Origin of the sequence: Cardiobacterium hominis (assembly GCF_900637305.1) — a bacterium.
GTDB classification, from domain to species: Bacteria; Pseudomonadota; Gammaproteobacteria; order Cardiobacteriales; family Cardiobacteriaceae; genus Cardiobacterium; species Cardiobacterium hominis.
Genome location: NZ_LR134365.1, coordinates 583259 through 606119 on the forward strand (window position 1 = coordinate 583259; position 22861 = coordinate 606119).

Below are 22861 nucleotides of genomic sequence, written 5' to 3' on the forward strand. Positions count from 1 at the left end.
ACTATAATTCCCCGACCCAATTAGAGAAATGGAGACTGAAATGAAAGTGCTATCCTCGCTGAAATCGGCAAAAAACCGCAGTCGCGACTGTCAGGTGGTGCGCCGCCGTGGCAAGCTGTTTGTCATCTGCAAGAGCGACAAGCGGCTGAAAGCCCGCCAGCGATAGGGCGTGTTGATAATTCGACGTTCGACGAACGAGCCCCTCTCCCTCTGGGAGAGGGGGTGGGGTGAGGGCAGCAATCAATTGAAAAACCGGAATTTCGATTCATCAACAACATTGCCCACCCCCTCCCCGGGTTCCCTTGAAAAAGGCATTCGCCTTTTTCAAGGGGAGCCCCGACCCTCCCCCGCTCCGCGGGGGAGGGGGACTTAAATTGCAAACAGCCCCTAATACGCAAAAAAGCCCGCGACAGGCGGGCTTTTTTTATGGGTGGCGTTTACCGCCCTTTGCGCAGGTTTTCCAGTTCGTCCAGAAGTTGCAGGATGAGGGCGGTGGCGGGGGCGCTCGCCTCGAAGTCGCGGCTGATGCGGTGCGCACGGCGGATGCGCGCGAGTTGGTAGCCGCTGTAGGTGGCCGCTTCCGGAGCGCCGCTGATGCCGATGACGTCCGCTTCGATGATGCGCAGCAGCCAGTCGGCGTCATGGTCGCAGGCGCGGATGATTTCGTGGTAGCTGAGCTTGATGTCTTGTTCGTTCATGGGTTTATCCTTGGGCGTAGTGGTCGGCGAGTTGTTGCCACAGGGCGCGCGCGGTGTCGTCGCTGGCGCGCGGCAGTTCGATGTTCAGCGTCAGGTAAAGGTCGCCCGCTTCTTTGGCGGGAATGCCTTTGCCTTTTAAGCGCAGGTTCTGCCCGTTGCGGCTGCCCGCCGGGATGTTCACCCCCAGTTTGCCCGCCGGTGTCGCCACTTCGATGTGTCCGCCGAGGACGGCCGTCCATGGCGCGATGTTGAGGCGCTGCCAGACGTCTTTGCGGTCTTTGATGTAGTGCGCCGGGTTTTCGTGGAAGCGGATTTTCAGGTAGAGGTCGCCGTTTTCGCCGCCGTTAAATCCCGGCAGCCCTTGGCCGCGCAGGCGAATTTGCTGGCCCTCGATAATGCCTTTGGGGATTTTCACGTGCAGGGTTTTGCGGGTGTAGGTCATTTCGCCCTGCGCGGTGAGGGTCGGCATATCGAGGCTGAAGCTGCGCTCGCTACCCTGGTAGGCGGCGGCGATGTCGATGGCGAGTTCGGCATGCTGGTCTTCGCCCTTGACTGGCCCGCTGGGGCGCTGGGTACGTCCGCTGTGCGCGTGGCCGAAGGCGGAGAAGATGTCGTCGAAGCGGAAATCACCGCTGCCGAAGGGCTGGCCGTCGCCGAAGCGGCTGTCGTCGAAGTGGTATTCGCGGTAGCCACCCGCCTGACGCGGGTCGAAGCCGCCAAAGCCTGCGTCGCCTGCCTGTCCAGCAAAGGGGTTGGCGAGCGCGGCGTCGTAGGCGGCGCGTTTTTCCGGGTCTTTCAGGGTGTTGTAGGCTTGGTTGATTTCGCTGGTTTTTTTGTCAGCATCGGGGTCTTTGCTGATGTCGGGGTGGTACTGCCGCACCAGGCGGTGATACGCCTTTTTGATGTCGGCGGCGCTGGCGTTCTGGGCGACGCCGAGGATGTCGTAGTAGGTTTTGGCCATAGAGGGGACTCGTTTGGGGTGTAGGGCTATTTTAGCGCGCGGGGTTGTTATGGCGCAGGATGCAGGCGCCGCGTTCGGCGACGCTACGGTTAGGGTCAGCGGCGAGTCGGGCGGCGAGGTGTTGTTCGCAGGGGCCAAGGTGGGGCAGGGCGGCGATGATGGCGTCAGCGGCGACGCGGCGGACGATGGGCGAACGGTCGGCAGCGGCTTGTTGCAGGGTGGGGTCGTGCTCAACGGTGATGGTCAGCGGGCGGCTGTCGAGGTGGGTGCGCCAGCGGTAGAGGTTGTGGCGCCGTTCTATCCATTCTTGTTCTTTGCCGGCGACCCAAGTGGTTTTGCCGCTTAGCAGGCTTTGATAGGCCTTGGTGCGCAAGGCGGGCTGGATGGCCTGGGCGGCGAGGTAGGGCAGGTGCGGGTCGATGGCCGCAACTTGGCCGAGCTGGGAGAGAAGGCCGATCATGGGACCTGCCGGACTGCGCGCGAGGATGGTGACGAGTTCGGTGACGACGTTGTCGTTTAACAGGACGGCGAGGGCGTTTTGCCGCTCTGCTGTCTGCATCCGCCGCCAGTTTGTCCAGTGGCGCAGGGTGTGGGTGAGGGCGGCGGCGAGATGCCGGGGGTCGGTCGCAGCAGCAAAGTCAGCGAGACGGCAGTGGGCAGCGGCGCGCACCGGTATCGCCCAGTCGTTCAGACGCAGGAGGACGAGGATGGCGTAAAGGGTGCTGGGAATGCGTGCAGGCAGGGTGTGCAGTGTCTGTTCGCGGATGCGGCCATCGGGGTGGCTGAGGTTGAGCCATGTGCGCCATATTGGTGTGGCGTTGGGCTGCTGTGGGTGAAAGAGGTTTTTGCCAGCAATCTTTTCAAGGTCCAGAAGGGCGCGGATAAATTCGTCCATATCCGCATAGGGCAGCGGTAAATCCACACGCGGGCTGGGGTCGCTCAACGCGTGCAGGACCGCTTCTGCGACGAGATAGCGTTCTTTCAGGTATTTGTCTTTGAACCACTGCGAGCGGTTCAGCCACTGCTCCGCCCAGTTCATGGCATCGCTGTTTGCGGGTGCGGACGGCTTCAGCCATTTTTTCAGCCAGTTCACTGCAACACCGACTGCGGGTAGCTGCCCAGCACGCGGAACAGGCTGGCGCTGTCTTCGATTTCGGCAAGCAGGGCTTGCATCTGCGGCTCGCTTTGGTGGCCGTCAAGGTCGATGAAGAAGATGTATTCCCAGATGCCCTGTTTGCTTGGCCGCGATTCGATGCGGGTCATGTTGATGCCGTGGCGGCCGATGGGTTCGAGCAGTTTGTAGAGCAGGCCGGGGCGGTTTTGCGAGGAGACGAGGATGGTGGTTTTGTCGTGTCCGCTTGGGCTGCTCGCTTGTTTGCCGATGACGAGGAAACGGGTGGTGTTGTTGCCGTCGTCTTCGATATGCGGGTAGCGCAGCGGCACGCCGTAGCGCTCTGCCGCCATTTTGCCGGCAATCGCCGCCGCGTCCGCTTCGGCGGCGGCGAGTTTGGCGGCTTCGGCATTGCTGGAGACGGTGATGGTTTCCGCATCCGGCAGGTTTTCGGCGAGCCAGCCGCGGCATTGCGCGAGCGACTGGCTGTGCGAGTAAACGCGGCGGATGTCTTTCAGGGTGGCGGCGTGGGTGAGGAGGTTCTGGCCGATGCGCAGCAGCACTTCGCCGCAGATGGAGAGGGGCGAGGTGGCGAAGCTGTCCAGCGTGTGGGTGACCATGCCTTCGGTGGAGTTTTCTACCGGGACGACGCCGTAGTTGCAGGCGCCGCTTTCCACCGCCTTGAAGACGTCGCCGATGGAGCGCATCGGCCGGGTGCGCACGGAATGGCCGAACTGTTTGAGCGCGGCGGCCTGGGTGAAGGTGCCTTCCGGGCCGAGATAGGCGATTTCCAGCGGCAGTTCCAGGGCGAGGCAGGCGGACATGATTTCGCGGAACAGCCGCATCACTTCCTGGTCGGGCAGGGGACCTGCGTTCAGGGCGGCGACGCGCTCCAGCACTTGCCGCTCGCGTTCGGGGCGGTAGTAGGCGACTTGCGTGCTGCCTTCGGCTCTTTTGCTTTCGCCGACTTGCTGTGCGCAGCGGGCGCGGGCGGAGAGTTTGGCGAGGATGTCGGCATCAAGCGCGTCGATTTGCGCGCGCAGTTCGGCAAGGGTGGGTATCGACATGGGTTGCTCCGGTTCTGGCGGGTCGTGCTATTCTCGCACAGAATCCTGACGGCACGCGCCTTATGCTGTCGTCTGGGGGGGTTGTAATTCTTATGGAGATAACAGTGATGAAAAAATGGTTGTTCGTATTATTGGGGTTAGGAATCGTTGCGTGCGCTGCTTCATCGCAGGATGATGCAAAGATTCGTGCGCGGATGGATAAGATAATTGTGTATGCCCAAAAGGATGATACTGTTGCCATTATGGAAATGATGCCACCATATCTCATGCCAAAGATGGCAGAACTGGCGGGAACATCTTTGTCAAAACTCAAAGAAACGGTGCGAGCGCAACTCGAAGAATTGAAGGACGTTGCACGTTTTGAAAAGCTTGATTACGACATGGAGCAGGCGCAGCGCGGTACTTCATCTGCGGGGCGAAAATACATGATTATTCCAACTACCACTATATTGGCGAGCGATGACATCCGTATGGAAGAAGAAAGTCATATGCTAGCAATAGAAGAAAATGGGCAATGGTATTTCTTGCAAATGAAGACACCGGCAAATTTAAAAATACTAAAAATGATTTACCCCGATTTAGAAGTATTGCCCAATCTGCCATCCTCATCCAAAATCATCCCGATTGAAACCCCAAAGGAGTAATCCCATGAGCGAAATTCTTGAAATTCACCCGGCGCGCATCAAGCCGCGCGACATTGCCCGCATTGTGGAGACGCTACGCCACGGCGGCGTGGTCATCGCGCCGAGCGATTCCGGCTATGCGCTGCTCTGCCAGCTCGACGACAAGTCCGCTGCGGAAAAAATCCGCCATATCCGTGAGTTGGAACGCGACCACCCCTTCACCATTCTCTGCGCCGACCTGACCGACCTTGCCCGCTATGCGCGCGTGGATAACGTGCAGTTCCGCCTGCTGAAAACGCTGTTCCCCGGTGCCTACACCTGCATTCTGCCTGCCAGCCGCGAAGTGCCGCGCCGCGTGCAGAACGACAAGCGCAAAACCATCGGCATCCGCGTCCCCGATCATCCGGTGCTGCAGGCAATCCTTGCCGAACATGGCGAAGCGCTGATGGGGGTTTCTCTTTTTGACAGCGACGCTTACGACGCCGATATTCACGAGCTGCCCGCCGCTGTTACCGGGCAAGTGGCGCTGATGGTGGACGCGGGCGATGTGCCGCTGCGCCCGACCACCGTGCTGGATTTGACCGAAATGCCGCCGCTGCTCCTGCGTCAGGGGGCGGGCGAGGTTACCGGCATCGTGTGAACGCATTGCCGATAATTAGGATTCAGTACTAGAGAAACCGCTATACTGCGCCCGATCCCTTCAACTAAACGAGGTACTTATGCAAATGCACAAACTGATGATCGCCGTCCTGGCCGCTGCCAGCCTGATGACCGCCTGCTCGGACGAAACCAAAGACAAGAGCAAAGAAGCTGCCGCTTCTGCTGCCAAAGACGTCAAAGAAGCGGGTGCCGCAGCCGTAGAAGGCGCGAAAGAAGCCACCGACAAGGCCAAAGAAGTCGCGGGTGACGCGATGGACAAGGCAAAAGAAACCGCTGGCGCTGCGATGGACAAAGCCAAAGAAGCCGGTGCTGCTGCGCAAGAGAAAGCCGGTGAAATGGTTGAAGCGGGCAAAGAAGCCGCTGGCGCCGCGATGGACAGTGCCAAAGAGCACGTTCATGACGCCGCCACCAGCGTTGCCAATGCCACCGCACCTGCCGCTGAAGGCGACAAACCGGCAGAAAGCAAATAATCTGCTGCTTGATGCAAAAAGCCCGCAACCGCGGGCTTTTTTACGAACCGCTGTCTATACCGCCATGAACCGTATCCGTGCTTTTCTTTTTCCGCTATTGTTTTTGTGCAGCGCGTTTGCCCACGCCATCAGCGTGGCTGATATCACCGCGCAATTGCGCGCACAGCACGCTCCCTCCGGCCGTTTTACCCAGACCCGTTATCTGCGCGGCATGAGCCAACCGCTTGCGGCCAGCGGCACTTTCGCGCTGGATGGCGAAACGCTTTATTGGACGCTGGAAAAACCCTTCGCCAGTCGTTTGAGGATCACGCCTGAAGGGGTTAGTCAGTGGCAGGATGGCAGTTGGCGCACGACCGGACAGACGGCGCTCAACGACGCGCAAACCCGTCTTTTTCTTGCGTTTCTCCGTGCGGACAGCGCCACGCTCGGCGAATATTTCGATATGAGTGCCGAGGGTGAAGCGGCCGCATGGACGCTGCATTTGTCACCGAAAACCGCACTGATGCGGCAGATTTTCCGCCGCATTGATATTTACGGCGGGGCTTACGTCGCACGGGTTGTCCTGGAAGAAGCGCAAGGCGACCGCAGCGAACTGTTTTTCCAGCCTGAACCGTGAGCATCGTCCGCGCGCTCGCGCCACTCTTGCTCGCTATTCTTGCTGCTTTTTTTCTTGCCAGCCGCGCGCCTTTTTGGCAAAGCGACATGGAAGCGCTGTTACCGCCCGATGCGGCGTTACCCCTAGCGGAGCAGCGGTTACTGCAAGCGCGTGAGACGGCGCAAAACCGGCAACTGCTTCTGCTCGTCGGCGCCGCCCGGCCTTTGCCCTTGGCGGAGCGCTTGCGCGATGACTGGTTGGCAAGCGGGCTTTTCGTGTCGGCCGAACTGCAACGTGCGCCGCTTCTGGAAACCCTGCGCGATGCCTACCGCCACGCCGCTTACCGCGTTTTGCCGCCCGCTGCCCGCCAACAATTGCGCGACGACCCTGCCGCTTATTTTCGCGACCGCACGGAGGCGTTAATCAACCCTTTCGCGGTCGCCGTCCTGCCTCCTGATGCGGACTGGCCGGGCTTCAGCCGCTATTTTCCGCCGACGCTTGCCGCGGCCTGGCAGCCTGACGCGGACGGTCTGCTGTCCCGCGAATTGGACGGCAAGCGCTGGCTGTTGCTGCGCGCAACGCTGAACGCGGATAGCGGTATTCTCGGAGACCCGCGTTTGCTCGCACTCCTTGCCCGTAGCGAACAGGAAGCCAAGGCGCTATCCGGGGAAACGCATGTCGCCGGCGCTGCCATTTTCGCCGCCGCCGGACGCGCCAGTGGCGAAGCGGAAAGCCGCTGGATGAGTATCCTTGGCGCGGCTTTGACGCTGACGCTGGCGCTTGCCGTTTTCCGCCGCCTGCGCGTACTGCTCATCGCGCTGCCGATGGCTTGCGGCTTGCTCGGCGGGCTGGCAGCGACCGTCGCCCTTTGCGGTAACGCGCACCTGCTGACATTGGTCATCGGCAGTAGCCTCATCGGGCTTCTGCTGGATTTTCCGTTGCACTGGCTGGGCAAAAGCACCCTCCCAGGCTGGCAGCCGTATGCCGCGCTTGCCGCCCTCCGCCGCCCTTTTTTCATCAGTCTGCTCATCACTCTTGCCGGATACGCCTTCCTGCTTGCGACTCCGCTGCCCATTTTGCGGCAAACCGCCGTTTTTGCGCTGGTCGCCCTGCCGCTTGCCTGGCTGACGACGTTGTGGACGTTGCCCCCGCTTTTCCGCCACTACTTGCCGCGTGCCAACCCGCATTTTGCTGCCGGTGCCGTGGCTGTCGGGCGCAGTCTGCAAAGATTGCGCCAGCGCCGTTTGCTCGTCCCCGCTGCATTTATCGTTGCCCTGCTGCTGTGGCATAGTGACTGGCAGGACGATATCCGCCAATGGATCAGCTTGCCACCGCACTGGTTGCAACAGGCGCAAGCGGCGGCGCAGATTGGCGGTGTCGAACCGGCGGCGCAGCAATTCCTCATCCACGCGCCGGACGACGATACTTTGCTACAGCGCGATGCGGCGCTTGCGGCTCGGCTGGAAAATGCAAAAGCGGGGGGCGCCTTGCAGGATTACAGCGCCATCAGCCAATGGGTTTGGCGGCACGATGAACAGCAGGCGATGACGGTCAGCCTGCGTGCGCTCGCCTCGCGCCCCGAAGCGTGGCAGGCGCTGACCGACGCTGGCGTCGCGCCGGATACGATCGCCGCTGCCCTGCGCGCGGTCGCGGCGCCTCCCGTGCAAACCGTTGCCGCACAACTCGCCAACCCGCTTGCCGCGCGCTGGCAGGGGTTGTATGTGGGGCGGCAAGACGCAGACGGCGCCGTGTACAGCAGCGTTGCCCTCTACGGCGTGCGCGACAGCGCCGCGCTTGCCGCACTGGCAGATGGCGACGGCATACGCTATCTTGACCGCCGCGTCCGCCTGAACGCGCTCTTTGCTACGACACGCAGCGAAGCACTATGGCTCAAGCTCGCTTCCTATCTCGTCGCTTTTATCATCTTGCGCGCCGCGGCCTTTTCCCCGCGCGACAGCCTGAAAATTCTCGCGGTGCCACTCGCCGCCGCCGTCCTCACCGTTGCCGTGTTTAGCGCGCTGGGTCTGCCGCTCAGCCTTTTCGCCGCCTTCGGCCTGCTGCTTACGAGCGCCTTGGGGGTGGACTATGCCGTCTATGCGCAAAGCGTTGGCAGCCCCGCAACCACGCGCTTTTGCGGCATGCTCTTGGCTGCTTTGACCACGGTGATGAGCTTCGGTATCCTTGCTTTCTCTTCCACCCCGGCGGTCGCCGCATTTGGTCTTTGCGTCGCGCTGGGTATCGCTTTTTCGCTGGCACTCGCCACTTGGCTATTGCCGCCACTTTCGGAGAATATTCATGGAAACTCGTGATGTTGTCATCATCGGCGCTGGTCCGTCCGGTGCGGTCGCTGCTGCCTTGCTGCGGCAAAAAGGCTGGCAGGTATTGGTGCTGGAAAAAGGACATTTCCCGCGCTTCGTCATCGGTGAAAGCCTGCTGCCTGCCTGTATGGAAGTTCTCTCTGCGGCCAACATGACCGCCGCTATCCGGCAGGCGGCCGAACCGCTCGCCTTCCAGCTGAAAAACGGCGCCGCCTTTACTTGGGGCGAACGTTATACCGCCTTCGATTTCACCCGCAAATTCACTGCCGGGCCCGGTATCACCTATCAAGTGCGCCGGGCCGCTTTCGACCAGTTGCTTATTGACGAAGCGGCAAAACAGGGAGCAGAAGTGCGTTACGGCCACGGCGTGACCGCCTTCCGCGATACGGGCGACGGTGCCGAAGTGGACGTGCAGCCGGAAGACGGCGCGGCTTATACCGTGCGCGCGCGCTTTGTTCTGGACGGCAGCGGCTATGGCCGCGTCCTGCCGCGTCTGCTGGATTTGGAGCGCCCGTCGGTACTGCCCGAGCGCATGGCCTGCTTCACGCATATTAAAGACAACATCACAGACCCCGATTACGACCGTCAGAAAATTCTCATCTCGACGCCCACGCGCCTGCGCGACGTGTGGCTGTGGCTGATTCCCTTTGCCGACGGCGTTGCCTCACTGGGCGTAGTCGGCGAACCGGCGCGGCTGGAAGCGCTTGGCGATAATCCGGAGGCCATGCTGCGTGCGGCAGTAGCCGATGTGCCGCTGCTTGCCCGCTTCTTGCAAAATGCCGACTGGAATACCGGCATGCCGGTGCGTTCGCTGCGCAATTATTCCGCCAACGTCAGTACCTTATACGGCGATCATTTCGCCCTGCTCGGCAATGCCTCCGAGTTTCTCGACCCCGTATTTTCCTCCGGCGTGACGGTTGCCGTTGTCTCCTCGCAACTGGCGGCGGCGGCGCTGGATCGCCAATTGCGCGGTGAAGCGGTGGACTGGCAGCGCGATTATGCCAAGCGCTTGGCGGTCGGCGTTGAAGCCTTCAAAACTTACGTGCTTGGCTGGTACGACGGCTCGTTCCAGGACGTCATTTACGCCAGCGAAGACAATCCCGAAATCCGCGCCATGATTTGCGCCATTCTTGCCGGTTACGCCTGGGACACCGATAACCCCTACGTGGAAAAACCGCAACGCCGTCTCGCCGCCTTGGCCGAAGTCGTGCGGGGACAGCGGTGAAAATCCTCGCCGCATCGCTGGCCTTGCTTTTAACCGCCTGTAGCGCGGCGTTACCGCTGGCGCAAGGGGATGTCCGCGCGCCGTTTATCAGCCAATACCAGGTAACGGCGGAAGACGGCACGGACAGCCTCGTCGTCGGCGAATATCAGGGCGACGACCGCTGGCGCTGGTTGCAAACCTCGCCGCTGGGTGCGCCGCTGGCGCGACAAATTTATGAAAGCGGCCAATGGCGTAACGACGGATTCCTTCCGCCCAACCGCAGCGCGACGGCTTTGTTTACCGCGCTTATGCTGCGCGAAAACCCCGCTGCCTTTCCGCAGGTACAACGTGAGGGTGACGACTACCGCTTCCGCGGCCAGCGCTGGCTGCATGAACAAACCCGTAACGCGGTACATGAACTCACCACTCCCGCCGGACGCTGGCAGGTGAAGGCGCTCACGCCATGACGGTTTACCTGCACCGCCCCGGATTGGTCAGCGCGCTTGGGAGCGGCGCTGCGTCTTTTACCGCTGCCTGCGCACCGGAAATCCCGCGTCTGCAATACGAAGAGGGCTGGCTGCGCGGACGCCGTATCGCGGTTGGCCGCTATCACGGCGACGGACTATCCCCGCCCCCGCTGCCACCGGACTACCGCAGCCATAACAACACCTTGCTCTGGCAGGCGCTGGCACAGATTGAAGATACCATCCATGCGGCGCTTGCCCGCTACGGTGCGGAGCGCGTTGCCGTCATCCTCGGCACTTCCACCAGCGGCGGCGACGATAACCGCAGCGCGTTGCAGGCCTGTCTTGACGGTGCGCCGCTTGCCACCACCGGTTTTTCCGTGCCGCGGCAACTGATGTCCGCACCCGCCGATTTCACTGCCGCTGTCTTTGGTACACGCGGCCTTTGCTATGGCATCTCCACCGCCTGCACCTCCGGTGCCCGCGCGCTTATCAGCGCCGCCCGCCTGTTACGAAGCGGGGCGGCGGATGCGGTCATTTGCGGCGGCGTGGATACCTTGTCCTTGCTGACATTGCACGGGTTTGCCGCGCTGGAAGTCTTGTCCTCCGGCATCGCTCGCCCGTTTTCTGCGGCGCGCGACGGCATCAACATGGGTGAAGCCGCTGCCGTTTTCGTTGCCACACGTGAAGCGTTGCATGACGATGCCCTGTGCCTGCTTGGCTACGGTGCCAGTAGCGATGCCTGGCATATGTCCTCCCCGCGCCCGGACGGGGCGGGCGCCATTGCCGCAATGCAGGCAGCGCTAACGCAGGCGGCGGTAGCGCCGCAGGCGGTCGGCTGGCTCAACCTGCACGGCACTGGAACGCCGCAGAACGACCAAATGGAAGCGCTGGCCGTTGCCACCGTATTGCCGCAGGTGGCCTGTACCAGCACCAAGCCGCTTACCGGACACACCCTGGCCGCCGCCGGCGCGCTGGAAGCGGCGCTATGCTGGCTGGCCGTCTCGCGGCGCGACAACCCTGGCGGACGCCTGCCGCCGATGGCCGTTCACGATTACGATCCGGCGCTTGCCCCGATCCATCTCACGGATACAGCGGCACATTGGCCGGACGGGCGACGGATCGCGATGAGCACTTCATTTGCTTTTGGCGGCAGCAACGCCGCGCTGGTTATTGGAGAAGCCGATGCAAACGCCGCTTGAACCGGTCGCCCATCTCTTGCCGCATAGCGGGCGTATGGTGATGATAGACCGCCTGCTGCATTACGACGCGCATAGCGCTGTCACCGAGTCAGATGTCGATGCGCGCCATATTTTCGCCGAAAACGGCGTGCTGCCTGCCTGGGCGTTTCTCGAAATCATGGCGCAGGCCATTGGTGTGCTGGTTGGGGCGCTGGCAGAAGATGCCGGCGAGCCGATCCGCCTCGGTTTCCTCTTGGGGACGCGCAAGCTGACGCTGCATCATGGCGACCTGCCGCTGCCGGCGACGCTGCGCAGTGAAATACAGGAATCCACCCAGGACCAGAGCGGCTTTGGCGTCTTTGACTGCCGCCTCTATTGCGGCACGGCGCTGCTCGCCGATGCCGCCCTCAATGTTTATATGCCGCCGGAAGGGGCGTACGGAGTTGCCCATGTGTGAAAAAGAAACGGTTTTGGTCACCGGTGCGAGCCGCGGCATTGGGCGCGCCATCGCCGTGCGTCTTGCCGAGGACGGTTTCAATATCGTGGTTCATTGCCGTGGCCGCCTCGATGATGCCCATGAAACGGCGGCACAGGTAGCCGCCGCAGGCGGTGTCGCACGGGTTTTGTCTTTTGACGTCAGCGCCCGCGAAGCGGTGCGCGAGGCGCTGGAAACGGATATCGCCGCGCACGGCGCCTATTACGGCGTCGTGCTGAACGCCGGATTGACGCGCGACGGCGCATTCCCGGCGCTTACCGGCGAAGACTGGGACGCGGTGCTTCGTACCAACCTTGACGGTTTCTACAACGTTTTACAGCCGCTCATCATGCCGATGATCCGTCTGCGCCGGGGCGGGCGTATCGTCGCGGTATCGTCTGTATCCGGACTCATCGGCAACAGGGGACAAGTCAATTACAGCGCTTCAAAAGCAGGGCTGATTGGCGCAGTCAAGGCGCTCGCCATCGAACTGGGCAAACGCGGCATCACCGTTAATGCCGTCGCGCCGGGATTGATCGAAACGGAGATGGTCGAAGCGCACGTCCCGGTCGCAGAAATCGTCAAAATGATCCCGCTCGCCCGTGCGGGCGCACCGGATGACGTCGCCCAAGCAGTACGCTTTCTCATGAGCGCAGGGGCGGGCTATATCACCCGCCAAGTGCTGTCGGTAAATGGAGGACTGTGTTGAACAGAGTAGTGATTACCGGCATCGGTGCCGTGACCGCCTTTGGCAAAACCTGGCCGGAGATACAGGCAGCAATGCTGCGTTACGAAAACGCGGTGCGCTATATGCCGGAATGGCGCGAAGTGACCGACCTCAATGCCAAACTGGGCGCGCCGGTGGACGGCTACCATCCCCCCGCACACTGGACGCGCAAACAGCTGCGCAGCTTGGGGCCCGTCTCACAAATGTGCGTTGAAGCGGGCGAACGCGCGCTGGAAGATGCCGGATTGCTGGACGACCCCGCCATCCGCGATGGCCGCATGGGCGTTGCCAGTGGCTCCTCTACCGGCTCCCCGCGCGATATCTGCGACCTCGCCCAACTAATCATGTACGGCCATTCCGAAGGCTTCTCCGCCAACACATACATCCGCATGATGCCGCACACGACCGCAGCCAACCTCGCCATCTTCTTCGGCCTGAAAGGGCGGCTGATTCCTACCTCCAGCGCCTGCACCTCGGGTAGCCAGGCCATTGGCTACGCCTACGAAGCCATCCGCTACGGGCAAATCCCGATGATGCTCGCAGGCGGCGGCGAAGAACTCTGCCATTCGGAAGTCTGCGTTTTCGACTCGCTCTATGCCGCCAGCCTGAAAAACGATGCGCCGAAGACCACGCCCGCCCCCTATGACCGCGCCCGCGACGGCCTCGTCATCGGCGAAGGCGCGGGCATGATGGTGCTTGAATCCCTGGAACACGCCCGCGCGCGCGGTGCAAAGATTTATGCCGAAATCGTCGGCTTTGCCAGTAACTGCGATGGCACGCACGTCACCCGCCCTGAACAGGAAACCATGTACCGCTGCATGGAAGCGGCGCTGGCGCAAGCTGCATTGCCACCGCAGGTCATCGGCTATGTCAGCGGGCACGGCACTGCTACTGAACAAGGTGACATTGCGGAAACCCGCGCGACGGCGCGGCTTTTCCCGCACGGCGTTCCCCTTAGCTCACAAAAAAGCTACCTTGGCCATACACTTGGCGCGTGCGGTGTGCTAGAAAGCTGGTTTGCCATAGAAATGATGCGAGATGGCCTATTCATGCCGACAATCAACCTGCAACACCCCGACGAACGCTGTGGCGCCGTCGATTTCATCATGAATACCGCCCGCGCCATCACCACCGAACACGTCATGAACAACAACTTCGCCTTCGGTGGCGTCAATACCTCGCTTATCTTCCGCCGCTGGTCAGAATGACGGCAACGTTATGACTGACGCCGCGCCGATGACCTGCGGCGGCGGTAGCGCTTGCGGCGCGGCAAGCACCGCGCTCACCAGCCAATGTTCGTCCAGCAACCAGGCATAGCGCTGCCAGTGCAAACCGGGCGGCGCAGCCGTCGCTACCGTTAAAGACTTCAGCGACGCGAAATCCGCGCCCAGCGCCTTGAGCAACGCCTCCTTGAACGTCCATAAGCGGTAGAACGCCAGCCGTTTGTCCGCCTGGGTCATGAACCAATGCTGTTCCGCCTCATCAGCGAACCACGGCAGCAGCGCGGCAAAATCACGCGCTTGCAAATACTCCAAATCCACTCCGACACACGGCGCTCCCCAAAGCAACACCGCATGCCCCTTGCGATGTGCCAGCGAAAAAGGTGGCCGCGGCTGTGGCAGAAGCTGCTTCAGCGCGCGGCTACTACGCCAGTCGGCGCGTGTCTGCAAATGCGGCTGACGTTGTACACGGGCAGAATCCGCAGCATCGAGGGCATCAGGACGATAAATGACCCGTTGCGGCGGGGTGTAATAAAGGCGCGGCGCTAACATTGGCAAATGGTAAGGCTTTGGTTACAATGACAACAGTTTTGAAATGCAGCGATGCATTTTGAGTGGTCGCCCTCGTTAACACAAGGAAATTACATGAAAACATCTCTGAAAATGACAGCGCTCTGCCTGATGACGGCACTACTGGCGACAGGCTGCGGTCGCGATACCAAACACGAACTGCTTATCTCTGACGCAATGAATTCTCCCCTGGCACAAGAAGTACTTGATCCGGGCATCAAAGTCGAATTCGCCAGCGGTGGCGGCAAAGTGCTGCGTCACGGACTGGTCAGCAACAAAAAAACCAACGCCGCCAACAAAAGCGATGAAGAAGCCTGCATCCGTGCTTTCCTCTCCGCAGTCAAACAGTTTCAACAATCCGCGCGTGATGCCGGCGCAACCAAAGTGGTCAACCTGATTAGCTATTACAAGAAAAAACCCTTCTCCAGCACCACTCGCTACGAATGCCATGCTGGCGGTGTGCTTGCCGGTGTAGCGCTAAAAGGCGACTTGGCACAATAAACCATGACCCAGCGAATTTTCCTCGGCTCGGAAATCCAACAGCCAGCACCCGGCGGGGCGCGTTTCCACATCATTCCCGTGCCATACGAAAAAACCGTCAGCTATGGCGGCGGTACCGTTGAAGGCCCGGCGGCGATTATCGAAGCCTCCGACCAGCTCGAAACCTATGACCAGCTGGGCGGCGAACCTTGTCGCGCGGGCATCTATACCCATGCGGCAATTGATTGTCGTGGCGAAGCGGGCGACGTGCTGCTACGCATCCGCGAGCGTGTACGCGAAGTTGCCGCACAAGGCAATCTGCCGTTTGTCCTCGGTGGCGAACACACCGTCAGCTATGGCGCGGTGATGGGCGTGGCCGATGCCTACCCCGGCGAGCGTATCGGTGTGGTGCAATTCGATGCGCACGCCGACCTGCGCGAAAACTACGAAGGCAGCATCTGGAGCCATGCCTGCGTGATGAAACGGCTGGTTGATGAAGGCGTAGCACTGTTCCAAGTTGGTGTGCGCGCAATGAGCCTGGACGAACAGGCGGTACGCGACGAATTTCCGGCGCAAATCACCGCTTACGATGCCCGTGACATCTGCCGTCCGCCGCTGCACGACCTCAGCCTGCCACCGCATTTCCCAGAAAAAATCTACATTACCGTGGATATTGATGGGCTGGACGCTGCGCTTATGCCGGCCACCGGCACACCAGTCCCGGGAGGCCTCGGTTGGTGGCAATTACTGGATTTGCTGACTTCCATCGCGCGACAGCGGCAGGTGGTCGGTATGGACCTGGTTGAATTCGCGCCGATTCGTGGCTTGCACGTTTACGACTTCACTGCGGCCGATCTTGCCTACAAAATGATGGGCATCGTTGAACGCGCCAACCGGGGATAAAAAACGGGCGGAAGGAAACTCTGCCCGACTTGTTATTTGCCAAGAAAGGACTAAAACATGATACACATATTGATTTTGATCGCTTTGGGATTGGCGACTTATTTATTTCACAATTATCAGTCGTTTCATGAGGCTTATCTTCGCCCATGGGTAGTAGAGCAGGTGAATTTTAACCGCGAGGCTAACCCGCAAGCACTTTGTGATTTATTGGCAGAAGATGTAGTTGTTGTCATTAAGGATCAATATACGCGCTATAAATATGATATTAACGGCGGAAAGTCTGCGGCCTGTACTTATTTCTTAGAATCAGCAATGCATTTTAAGAAACCCCAAAAAAGCCAGAATGGATACATACAAGACAAACTTGAAAATTACTCCGTAGATCATGCTGATCTCTTCAAAGATTATGCCGATGTGACTTTTTCAACTAATGTCAACGGCTCAGTCCCAGATTTGATAAGTAAAGGGGGCGATATTCTGATTGGTAAGACAACCACAAAAATAACAGTAAAGATTCCTCTTTTTAAAGAAGCGAAAATTACTTACTATGAATTTGATCGCAAGCTGACACAAAAATTAGATAATAATTAAATGTGGTGCTAAACAAGCAATTTATATATCTGTACCCTCCGTATCGCCTCACCCAATTCCGCGCCGCGATACTGTGCGGTTAATTCCTCTAATGACAACGCCCGCACCCGTTCGCGGGCGTTTTTAATTTCCGCATATAGTGCTACATCCAGCTGCATCAACTGCGCTAACGTCAGGACATCACCTTCGGCGCGCAGGCTGCCGCTCGCTTTTAGCAGCATCCAGCGCGTTTCGCCGTCCAGCTCGTGCCAGCGGCGAATGGCGTTGCCATAATCTGCGGCCAGTTGCAGCCAATAACGATAGCGCTTTGGTAGCGGCAACGCCTTCTGCAACGCAGTACGTGCGGCGGCGCAATCTTCTCCTTGCAACCATATTGCGAGGCGGTGTTCAGCGCTGCTCTCTATCGCCAGCACCGCTTGCAAGCGCGCGTTCATCGCAGAAAGCTGCGCATCACTCGCGTCAAATCCCAACACATTGAGCGCCCCGACCGCCTGCAATCCGCTGAAAAATGCCTGTGGTGCGGGTGATGCCAGCGCTTTCTCGCATTCCGCCCAGATGCGCTCCGCGCTCAAATGCTGCAATTCACCCGCGGCGACCATTGCGCGGCACAGCGCCAGCGTTTCCGCTGCAATGCTAAAACCAAGCGGGGCGAAGCGCGCGTAAAAGCGCATCAGCCGCAGCACGCGCAGTGGGTCTTCGGCGAAAGCGGGCGAGACGTGGCGCAACACCCGCGCCTGCACATCGGCCTGACCGCCGTAAGGGTCAACCAGCCGTCCGTCGGCCGCCTGCGCCATCGCGTTGATGGTCAAATCGCGGCGCAACAAATCCGCTTCCAGCGACACCTCCGGCGCAAAATCGAAGGCGAAGGCCTGATGCCCGCGCCCGGTCTTGCGCTCCTGCCGTGCCAATGCATATTCCTCGCCCGATTGTGGATGCAAAAACACCGGAAAATCCTTGCCGACCTGACGGAAACCCTGCGCCAGCATTTCTTCCGCCGTTGCGCCGACCACGACCCAATCGCGGTCATGCACCGGCAGGCCGAGCAAAGCATCGCGCACCGCGCCGCCGACCAAAAAAATCTCCATCGCATTCTCCCGCAGCGAGCGCTGCCTAAAACCTAACCCCGCTATAATAAGCGCTTTTCACCACCCCGCAACGCCATGCCCCAGACCTTCCGCCACATCGGCATCATCGGCAAACTCGGCGCCATCCGCGTGCAGGATGCCCTCGCGCGCACCGTCGCCGTCCTGGAACAACGCGGCCTGCGCTACAGCCTCGACCCCGACACCGTGCCGCCCGAATACCAGATCGTCCCCGCCGCGCGGCCGATTAGCGCTTGGGACGACGTTGACTTGTGCATCGTCATCGGTGGCGACGGCACCTTCCTCTACGCCAGCCGCGCGCTGATTGACCGGCAAATCCCGCTGATCGGCATCCACACCGGCCGCCTCGGCTTTCTCGCCGACCTCACCCTCGACGATCTTGCCGACCAGCTTGACCACATCCTTGCCGGCCATTACCACTGCGAACAGCGCCACACCCTGCGCGTCACCATCGAAGGCCGCGACGGCAGCAGCGAACACCTCGCCATCAACGACGCCGTCATCCGCAGCAGCAAGGCGCAAATGATCGAGCTGGACGTCTATAACCACGACCGCTACCTCAGCCACTACCGCGCCGACGGCCTCATCATCGCCACCCCGACCGGCTCCACTGCTTACGCGCTTGCCGCCGGCGGGCCCATCATCGAGCCGAACCTGCCGGTCAGCCTCGTCGTCCCCATCTGCCCGCACACCCTCACCCAGCGCCCGGTCGTCATTGACGCCAACAGCCCCATTACCATCACCCCCGGCGCTAAAAGCAGCGGCGCACAACTGAGCATCGACGGCCAACAACAACACCGCCTGCACCACAAAGACCGCATCACCATCCGCGCCGGCATCCCGCTGCCGGTGCTGCATCCGGAAAACTACCACTTCCAGGATCGCCTGCGCGCCAAACTCAACTGGGGCATCGCCCCCGAAGACAGCCACGGATAAACCATGCTCGAACAACTCACCATCGACCAAATCGCCATCATCGAACACAGCGAAATCCCCTTCCGCCCCGGCTACAACGTCCTCACCGGCGAAACCGGCGCGGGCAAATCCATTCTCATCGACGCCCTCGGCCTCGTCCTCGGCGAACGCGCCGATGCCAGCAGCATCCGCCACGGCCAGGCGCGCGCCACCGTCAGTGCCACCTTCAGCGAACTGAGCAGCGCACACCAGCAGGCGCTTGCCGAAGATGGCCTCGACGACCCGGACAACCCCGGCCAAATCCACATCCGCCGCACCCTGCGCGACGGCGGCAGCAAAGCCTGGGTGAACGACCAAAGCGTGACCGGCAGCAAACTCAAAACCCTCGCCGCCACCCTGGTAAACATCCACGGCCAGCACCACAACCAGGCGCTCTTGAAAAACGACGAACAGCGCCGCCGCCTTGACCGCTACGCCAACCACCGCGAACTGCTCACCGCCTGCGCTAACGCCTACCGCCACTGGCAACACCTCGAAAAAGAGCACGAAGCCTGGCAAAACGCGCGCACGAACGACGAAGAACGCCTCGCCCTGCTCGCCTACCAGCTCGACGAAATCGAACAAATCGCGCCCCAAGACGGCGAATTTGACGAACTCGCTGCCCGCCAAAGCCTGCTTGCCAGCGCCGACCAAATCCTCGCCAGCGGCGGCAAACTCGCCGACCAACTGCGCGACGGCGAGTACAACCTACAAAGCGCCCTGCGCCAAGCCCAGCGCGAAGCCGAACACCTCGCCGCCATCCACGACAACTACCGCGAAACCGCCGAACTGCTCGAACAAAGCGCCGTGTACCTGAGTGAGGCCAGCGATGCGCTGGCCAAACAACTGGATAAAATTGAACACGACCCCGCAGCGCTTGCCGAAACCGAAGCGCGGATGAGTGCCCTGCACGCGCTCGCGCGCAAACACCACATCGACCCCGAACAACTGCCCGCGCACTGGCAAACCCTTGCCGCCGAACACCAGACACTCGCGCAAAAAAACCAAAGCGGCAGCGAACTCGAAGCCGCCTGCCGCGCCGCCGAAGCCGACTACCACGCCAAAGCTGCTGCACTCAGCGCCGCCCGGCAAAAAGCCGCACCGGCACTCGCCCGCGACGTCGAACAATGGATACAACAACTCGGCATGGAAAAAGCCACCTTCGCCATCGACGTCCAGCCCGCCGCCCGCCCTGCCGCGCACGGCAACGACGACATCACCTACACCCTCTGCGCCAACCCCGGCCAGACCCTACAACCGCTCGCCAAAGTCGCCTCCGGCGGCGAACTCTCGCGCGTCAGCCTCGCCATCGAAGTCGCCTGCCTCGACGAAACGCCGACGCCGCCGCCGACCATCATCTTCGACGAAATCGACACCGGCATCGGCGGCGAAATCGCCGACACCGTCGGTCGCCTGCTGCACACCCTCGGACAAAGCCGGCAAGTGCTGTGCATCACCCACCTGCCGCAAGTCGCCGCCTACGCCGACGCGCACTACCGCATCGAAAAACACAGCGACGGCAAAGAAACCCAAACCCGCGTTACCGCGCTGGACGACGAAGCGCGCATCACCGAAATCGCGCGCATGCTCGGCAGCGCCGACAGCGACACCAGCCGCGAACACGCGCGCAGCATGCTGGCACGCAAAGCCAGCGTGAACATCGCCCGCCATGCCTGAAAAAACCTGCGCCAACAGCTGCAAATGACGCCCCTGTTCACCAACTCTGGCGGTTCACATGAAACCGCGCATGAGCCGCCGTGCCGCCGCCGCCCCGGCCAATAAGCTATAATGCCCGCCTCTCCAACGACAGGAAATTCCATGCGATTTGCCCTCACCTGCCTGCTTGCCCTCAGCCTGTGCGGCTGCGGCAGCGCCCCCTTCCTCTACAAAACCGACGTCGTACAAGGCAATGTCTTCTCCGATGACGAAATCGCCCGCATCCAGCCCGGCATGAGCCGCGCCGAAGTCGAGCGCATCCTCGGCACACCGCAGCTGGTCGATCCCTTCCACAAAGACCGCGCCAACTACCTCTACCGCTACTTCGCCGGCGACAGCAAGCGCACCTACAGCCGCCGCCTCGTCGTCTATTACAGCGCCGCCGACACCGTCGCCCACGTCGAACAACAAAACATCACCGCAACAAAATAAAGGAACACATCATGATAGACAGCAAACTGCTGCGCCAGGACGCCGCCGCCATCGCCGCGCGCCTGCAAAGCCGTGGCTACACCTTCCCGCTGGACGAATACCAACGCCTGGAAGACGCGCGCAAAACCGCGCAAGTCAAAGCCGAACAACTACAAGCGACGCGCAACAGCCTCTCCGCGCAAATCGGCCAGGCGAAGAAAAACGGCGAGAATGCCGACGCGCTGATGGCGCAAGTCGCCGCGCTGGACAGCGAACAAAAAGACAGCGAACAACAATACGCCGAAATCCAAAACGCCCTGGACGCGCTGCTGGCCACCGTACCCAACCCGCCGCACGAAAGCGTCCCCGTCGGCAAAGACGAAGACGACAACCTCGAAGTGCGCCGCTGGGGCACGCCGCGCGTCTTTGACTTCCCGCCAAAAGAACACGCCGACCTCGAAAACATCGGGCTGGATTTCGATGCGGGCGCGAAACTTGCGGGCGCGCGCTTTACCGTGCTGCGCGGCGACCTCGCCCGCCTGCACCGCGCCATCGCCCAATTCATGCTCGACACCCACACCCGCGACGAAGGCTACACCGAAATGTACGTGCCGTACCTTGCCAACGCGCAGGCGCTGTTCGGCACCGGACAACTGCCCAAATTTGAAGAAGATCTGTTCAAAACTGCGCTGGGCGAGCGCCACTTCTACCTCATCCCGACCTCGGAAGTCAGCCTGACCAACCTCGTCGCCGACAGCGTCCTCGAAGAAGCCGACCTGCCGCTCTACTACACCGCGCACACCCCCTGCTTCCGCTCCGAAGCGGGCTCGCACGGGCGCGACGTGCGCGGCATGATCCGCCAGCACCAGTTCGACAAAGTAGAAATGGTAAAAATCGTCGCCCCGGAAACCAGCTACGACGAACTGGAAAAACTCACCGCCAACGCGGAAAACATCCTGCAAAAACTGAACCTGCCCTACCGCGTCGTGCTGCTCTGCACCGGCGACATGGGCTTCTCCGCCGCCAAAACCTACGACCTCGAAGTCTGGCTGCCGGGACAGGGCAAATACCGCGAAATCAGCTCCTGCAGCAACTGCACCGACTTCCAGGCACGGCGCATGCAGGCGCGCTACCGCCCGAAAGACAGCAAAAAACCGCAGCCGGTGCATACGCTGAACGGCTCCGGCCTCGCCGTCGGCCGCACCCTCGTCGCCATCCTGGAGAACTACCAGAACGCCGACGGCAGCATCACCATTCCGGAAGCGCTCCTGCCCTACATGGGTGGCATCACCGAAATCCGGCCGCTGCGCTGAAACGCGCGACGAACCACAAACGCCACCTTCCGGTGGCGTTTTCATCAAGAAAAAAGCGCGATGCACCGCTTCCTCCGCCGCCTTGGCAAAACCCTCGCCGCCCTGCTTGCCGTGCTGCTTGCCTACCTGCTCGCCGCCTTTACCCTCGGCAGCATCGTTCTCACCCCCGAACGGCACGGCAGGCGCGACATCACCCTCTATCTGCTTGATAACGGCGTGCATACCGACCTCGCCCTGCCGCTTGCCAACGACACCTACGACTGGACGACGTTCATCCGCCCTGAAGACGCCCGCGATACCGCTTTCGCCCCCGCTTACGTCGCATTCGGTTGGGGCGACCGCGCCTTCTACCTCGAAACGCCGCACTGGCGCGACCTGAAAGCCACGACCGCCTGGAACGCCATCAGCGGACAAGGCGCGACCATCATCCATGCGACCTTCCTGCCGCCGCTGCGCGAAACCGCGCACAGCATCGCCATTCCCGTCAGCCGCGACGAATATCAGGCGCTCGTTGCCAGCATCCGCGACAGCTTCCGCTGGAGCGACGACGGTCGCGCCATCGCTATCGGCGGCCGTGCTTACGGCGACCACGACGCCTTCTACGAAGCGCGCGGCAGCTACAGCCTGTTCACTACCTGCAACACCTGGACGAATGCGCGCCTGAAAGCCGCCGGATTAACACACGTCCTCTGGACACCCTTTTCCGGCAGCCTGATGCGCGCCTACCGCTAAGCGCCTGTTCGATCCCGCGCGCATCGCGGCTGCCACGCGAATTCGAACAAGCGCTAAAAAAGCCGGATGCGAACATCCGGCTTTTTCTTGGGAGAAATATCTGGAGAGAAAGGCGGTCAGCGTTGCGAGCCGCCGAACGCGCCCTGGAAGTTTTCCGTCGGGTTGGCGTAATGGCCGACAATATCCTTGGCGTTGTCGCCGTAGAATGCGCCATTGACCGTGGTGTCGTTCGTCTTGCCGGTGAATTTGTTGCCGTCAATCGTGGCATCGAGCGAGCGCGGTACGAAATTGCTTTACTCCCCCGGTTTGGTGAA

27 protein-coding genes are annotated in these 22861 nt (G+C 61.1%); 20 read left to right on the top strand and 7 right to left on the bottom strand.

The annotated features are described in order from the left end of the window. Positions 1 to 40 precede the first annotated feature (40 nt). Entirely contained in the window at positions 41 to 166 is a 126-nt protein-coding gene (gene ykgO / locus EL199_RS02620; protein ID WP_004140563.1) for a type B 50S ribosomal protein L36, read from the top strand. Positions 167 to 437: 271 nt separating this feature from the next. On the opposite strand, the gene EL199_RS02625 is transcribed toward ykgO, so the two are convergent. Genes EL199_RS02625 through pheA form a run of 4 tightly spaced genes read right to left on the bottom strand, consistent with a single transcriptional unit; the run spans position 438 to position 3837 of the window. Then, positions 438 to 698 carry a chaperone modulator CbpM gene (locus EL199_RS02625; RefSeq protein ID WP_004140562.1) on the bottom strand — a complete coding sequence of 87 codons (261 nt, stop codon included), beginning with the start codon at positions 696 to 698 and terminating at the stop codon, positions 438 to 440. 4 nt (positions 699 to 702) lie between these two features. Beyond that, positions 703 to 1659, bottom strand: coding sequence for a DnaJ C-terminal domain-containing protein (locus EL199_RS02630; protein WP_004140561.1), 957 nt, complete (start codon positions 1657 to 1659; stop codon positions 703 to 705). Between the two features lie 31 nt (positions 1660 to 1690). After that, a complete protein-coding gene (locus EL199_RS02635) occupies positions 1691 to 2752 on the bottom strand; it encodes a hypothetical protein (protein WP_004140554.1) in 1062 nt (353 codons plus the stop codon). Further along, on the bottom strand, positions 2749 to 3837 hold the full coding sequence (gene pheA, locus EL199_RS02640; protein ID WP_004140553.1) for a prephenate dehydratase: 1089 nt from the start codon (positions 3835 to 3837) through the stop codon (positions 2749 to 2751). Before pheA ends, EL199_RS02635 begins: the two co-directional genes overlap by 4 nt. A 107-nt stretch (positions 3838 to 3944) precedes the next feature. Between pheA and EL199_RS02645 the strand changes: the two genes are divergently transcribed. The 11 genes from EL199_RS02645 (at position 3945) to EL199_RS02695 (ending at position 13762) form a co-directional block, all read left to right on the top strand. Then, positions 3945 to 4481, top strand: coding sequence for a hypothetical protein (locus EL199_RS02645; protein ID WP_040355045.1), 537 nt, complete (start codon positions 3945 to 3947; stop codon positions 4479 to 4481). Positions 4482 to 4485: 4 nt separating this feature from the next. Further along, entirely contained in the window at positions 4486 to 5100 is a 615-nt protein-coding gene (locus EL199_RS02650) for an L-threonylcarbamoyladenylate synthase (RefSeq protein WP_004140551.1), read from the top strand. A gap of 79 nt (positions 5101 to 5179) precedes the next feature. After that, positions 5180 to 5590: a hypothetical protein gene (locus tag EL199_RS02655; protein ID WP_004140550.1), complete on the top strand. Its 411-nt coding sequence runs from the start codon at positions 5180 to 5182 to the stop codon at positions 5588 to 5590. Positions 5591 to 5654: 64 nt separating this feature from the next. Then, positions 5655 to 6206, top strand: coding sequence for an outer membrane lipoprotein carrier protein LolA (locus EL199_RS02660; RefSeq protein ID WP_004140547.1), 552 nt, complete (start codon positions 5655 to 5657; stop codon positions 6204 to 6206). Then, positions 6203 to 8494, top strand: coding sequence for an MMPL family transporter (locus EL199_RS02665; RefSeq protein ID WP_004140545.1), 2292 nt, complete (start codon positions 6203 to 6205; stop codon positions 8492 to 8494). The genes EL199_RS02660 and EL199_RS02665 overlap by 4 nt, the downstream gene beginning before the upstream one ends. Further along, the gene (locus EL199_RS02670; RefSeq protein ID WP_004140543.1) at positions 8481 to 9728 is read left to right on the top strand and encodes an NAD(P)/FAD-dependent oxidoreductase; all 1248 of its coding nucleotides are present in this window, start codon (positions 8481 to 8483) and stop codon (positions 9726 to 9728) included. The genes EL199_RS02665 and EL199_RS02670 overlap by 14 nt, the downstream gene beginning before the upstream one ends. After that, on the top strand, positions 9725 to 10174 hold the full coding sequence (locus tag EL199_RS02675) for a hypothetical protein (protein WP_004140541.1): 450 nt from the start codon (positions 9725 to 9727) through the stop codon (positions 10172 to 10174). The genes EL199_RS02670 and EL199_RS02675 overlap by 4 nt, the downstream gene beginning before the upstream one ends. Further along, on the top strand, positions 10171 to 11373 hold the full coding sequence (locus tag EL199_RS02680; protein ID WP_004140539.1) for a beta-ketoacyl-ACP synthase: 1203 nt from the start codon (positions 10171 to 10173) through the stop codon (positions 11371 to 11373). The genes EL199_RS02675 and EL199_RS02680 overlap by 4 nt, the downstream gene beginning before the upstream one ends. Beyond that, positions 11357 to 11809 (top strand): ApeP family dehydratase, encoded by a 453-nt coding sequence (locus EL199_RS02685; protein WP_004140536.1) that lies wholly within the window; start codon positions 11357 to 11359, stop codon positions 11807 to 11809. Before EL199_RS02680 ends, EL199_RS02685 begins: the two co-directional genes overlap by 17 nt. Continuing rightward, a complete protein-coding gene (gene fabG, locus EL199_RS02690) occupies positions 11802 to 12536 on the top strand; it encodes a 3-oxoacyl-ACP reductase FabG (RefSeq protein WP_004140535.1) in 735 nt (244 codons plus the stop codon). The genes EL199_RS02685 and fabG overlap by 8 nt, the downstream gene beginning before the upstream one ends. Next, complete coding sequence (locus EL199_RS02695; RefSeq protein ID WP_004140533.1) at positions 12530 to 13762, top strand: beta-ketoacyl-ACP synthase; 1233 nt, start codon at positions 12530 to 12532, stop codon at positions 13760 to 13762. Before fabG ends, EL199_RS02695 begins: the two co-directional genes overlap by 7 nt. On the opposite strand, the gene EL199_RS02700 is transcribed toward EL199_RS02695, so the two are convergent. Further along, positions 13754 to 14326 carry a 4'-phosphopantetheinyl transferase family protein gene (locus EL199_RS02700; protein WP_081447817.1) on the bottom strand — a complete coding sequence of 191 codons (573 nt, stop codon included), beginning with the start codon at positions 14324 to 14326 and terminating at the stop codon, positions 13754 to 13756. The two genes, EL199_RS02695 and EL199_RS02700, sit on opposite strands and share 9 nt — an antisense overlap. Positions 14327 to 14419: 93 nt before the next feature. Between EL199_RS02700 and EL199_RS02705 the strand changes: the two genes are divergently transcribed. Genes EL199_RS02705 through EL199_RS02715 form a run of 3 tightly spaced genes read left to right on the top strand, consistent with a single transcriptional unit; the run spans position 14420 to position 16318 of the window. Next, positions 14420 to 14845, top strand: a complete 426-nt coding sequence (locus EL199_RS02705; RefSeq protein ID WP_004140526.1) for a hypothetical protein — start codon at positions 14420 to 14422, stop codon at positions 14843 to 14845. A 3-nt stretch (positions 14846 to 14848) separates the two neighbouring features. After that, entirely contained in the window at positions 14849 to 15727 is an 879-nt protein-coding gene (gene speB / locus EL199_RS02710) for an agmatinase (protein WP_004140523.1), read from the top strand. 57 nt (positions 15728 to 15784) lie between these two features. Next, entirely contained in the window at positions 15785 to 16318 is a 534-nt protein-coding gene (locus EL199_RS02715; protein WP_004140522.1) for a hypothetical protein, read from the top strand. Positions 16319 to 16326: 8 nt separating this feature from the next. Here the strand turns inward: EL199_RS02715 and EL199_RS13470 are convergent, their stop codons facing one another. Then, entirely contained in the window at positions 16327 to 17403 is a 1077-nt protein-coding gene (locus EL199_RS13470; protein ID WP_004140521.1) for a tRNA nucleotidyltransferase, read from the bottom strand. Positions 17404 to 17478: 75 nt separating this feature from the next. Here EL199_RS13470 and EL199_RS02725 point away from each other — a divergent pair, with 75 nt between their 5' ends. From EL199_RS02725 to EL199_RS02745, 5 genes are all read left to right on the top strand, one after another. Next, positions 17479 to 18357: an NAD(+)/NADH kinase gene (locus EL199_RS02725; RefSeq protein WP_004140520.1), complete on the top strand. Its 879-nt coding sequence runs from the start codon at positions 17479 to 17481 to the stop codon at positions 18355 to 18357. 3 nt (positions 18358 to 18360) lie between these two features. Further along, positions 18361 to 20052, top strand: coding sequence for a DNA repair protein RecN (gene recN / locus EL199_RS02730; RefSeq protein ID WP_040355041.1), 1692 nt, complete (start codon positions 18361 to 18363; stop codon positions 20050 to 20052). Between the two features lie 141 nt (positions 20053 to 20193). Continuing rightward, positions 20194 to 20523, top strand: coding sequence for an outer membrane protein assembly factor BamE (locus EL199_RS02735; protein ID WP_004140518.1), 330 nt, complete (start codon positions 20194 to 20196; stop codon positions 20521 to 20523). Positions 20524 to 20534: 11 nt separating this feature from the next. After that, positions 20535 to 21815 carry a serine--tRNA ligase gene (serS, locus tag EL199_RS02740; RefSeq protein ID WP_004140517.1) on the top strand — a complete coding sequence of 427 codons (1281 nt, stop codon included), beginning with the start codon at positions 20535 to 20537 and terminating at the stop codon, positions 21813 to 21815. 60 nt (positions 21816 to 21875) lie between these two features. Next, on the top strand, positions 21876 to 22547 hold the full coding sequence (locus tag EL199_RS02745) for a TIGR02117 family protein (protein WP_004140515.1): 672 nt from the start codon (positions 21876 to 21878) through the stop codon (positions 22545 to 22547). 116 nt (positions 22548 to 22663) lie between these two features. Here the strand turns inward: EL199_RS02745 and EL199_RS13600 are convergent, their stop codons facing one another. Continuing rightward, complete coding sequence (locus EL199_RS13600; RefSeq protein ID WP_169306932.1) at positions 22664 to 22807, bottom strand: transferrin-binding protein-like solute binding protein; 144 nt, start codon at positions 22805 to 22807, stop codon at positions 22664 to 22666. Positions 22808 to 22861 lie beyond the last annotated feature (54 nt).

What these genes read in the sequence shown, in the direction of transcription:
- EL199_RS02645 (WP_040355045.1), top strand. Translation starts at nt 3,945, where the DNA reads ATGAAAAAATGGTTGTTCGTATTATTGGGGTTAGGAATCGTTGCGTGC.
- EL199_RS02725 (WP_004140520.1), top strand. Translation starts at nt 17,479, where the DNA reads ATGCCCCAGACCTTCCGCCACATCGGCATCATCGGCAAACTCGGCGCC.
- EL199_RS02625 (WP_004140562.1), bottom strand. Translation starts at nt 698, where the DNA reads ATGAACGAACAAGACATCAAGCTCAGCTACCACGAAATCATCCGCGCC.
- EL199_RS02670 (WP_004140543.1), top strand. Translation starts at nt 8,481, where the DNA reads ATGGAAACTCGTGATGTTGTCATCATCGGCGCTGGTCCGTCCGGTGCG.
- fabG (WP_004140535.1), top strand. Translation starts at nt 11,802, where the DNA reads ATGTGTGAAAAAGAAACGGTTTTGGTCACCGGTGCGAGCCGCGGCATT.
- EL199_RS02630 (WP_004140561.1), bottom strand. Translation starts at nt 1,659, where the DNA reads ATGGCCAAAACCTACTACGACATCCTCGGCGTCGCCCAGAACGCCAGC.
- EL199_RS02685 (WP_004140536.1), top strand. Translation starts at nt 11,357, where the DNA reads ATGCAAACGCCGCTTGAACCGGTCGCCCATCTCTTGCCGCATAGCGGG.
- EL199_RS02735 (WP_004140518.1), top strand. Translation starts at nt 20,194, where the DNA reads ATGCGATTTGCCCTCACCTGCCTGCTTGCCCTCAGCCTGTGCGGCTGC.
- pheA (WP_004140553.1), bottom strand. Translation starts at nt 3,837, where the DNA reads ATGTCGATACCCACCCTTGCCGAACTGCGCGCGCAAATCGACGCGCTT.
- EL199_RS02650 (WP_004140551.1), top strand. Translation starts at nt 4,486, where the DNA reads ATGAGCGAAATTCTTGAAATTCACCCGGCGCGCATCAAGCCGCGCGAC.
- EL199_RS02745 (WP_004140515.1), top strand. Translation starts at nt 21,876, where the DNA reads ATGCACCGCTTCCTCCGCCGCCTTGGCAAAACCCTCGCCGCCCTGCTT.
- recN (WP_040355041.1), top strand. Translation starts at nt 18,361, where the DNA reads ATGCTCGAACAACTCACCATCGACCAAATCGCCATCATCGAACACAGC.
- ykgO (WP_004140563.1), top strand. Translation starts at nt 41, where the DNA reads ATGAAAGTGCTATCCTCGCTGAAATCGGCAAAAAACCGCAGTCGCGAC.
- EL199_RS13470 (WP_004140521.1), bottom strand. Translation starts at nt 17,403, where the DNA reads ATGGAGATTTTTTTGGTCGGCGGCGCGGTGCGCGATGCTTTGCTCGGC.
- serS (WP_004140517.1), top strand. Translation starts at nt 20,535, where the DNA reads ATGATAGACAGCAAACTGCTGCGCCAGGACGCCGCCGCCATCGCCGCG.
- EL199_RS02700 (WP_081447817.1), bottom strand. Translation starts at nt 14,326, where the DNA reads ATGTTAGCGCCGCGCCTTTATTACACCCCGCCGCAACGGGTCATTTAT.
- speB (WP_004140523.1), top strand. Translation starts at nt 14,849, where the DNA reads ATGACCCAGCGAATTTTCCTCGGCTCGGAAATCCAACAGCCAGCACCC.
- EL199_RS02660 (WP_004140547.1), top strand. Translation starts at nt 5,655, where the DNA reads ATGAACCGTATCCGTGCTTTTCTTTTTCCGCTATTGTTTTTGTGCAGC.
- EL199_RS02655 (WP_004140550.1), top strand. Translation starts at nt 5,180, where the DNA reads ATGCAAATGCACAAACTGATGATCGCCGTCCTGGCCGCTGCCAGCCTG.
- EL199_RS02715 (WP_004140522.1), top strand. Translation starts at nt 15,785, where the DNA reads ATGATACACATATTGATTTTGATCGCTTTGGGATTGGCGACTTATTTA.
- EL199_RS02705 (WP_004140526.1), top strand. Translation starts at nt 14,420, where the DNA reads ATGAAAACATCTCTGAAAATGACAGCGCTCTGCCTGATGACGGCACTA.
- EL199_RS02680 (WP_004140539.1), top strand. Translation starts at nt 10,171, where the DNA reads ATGACGGTTTACCTGCACCGCCCCGGATTGGTCAGCGCGCTTGGGAGC.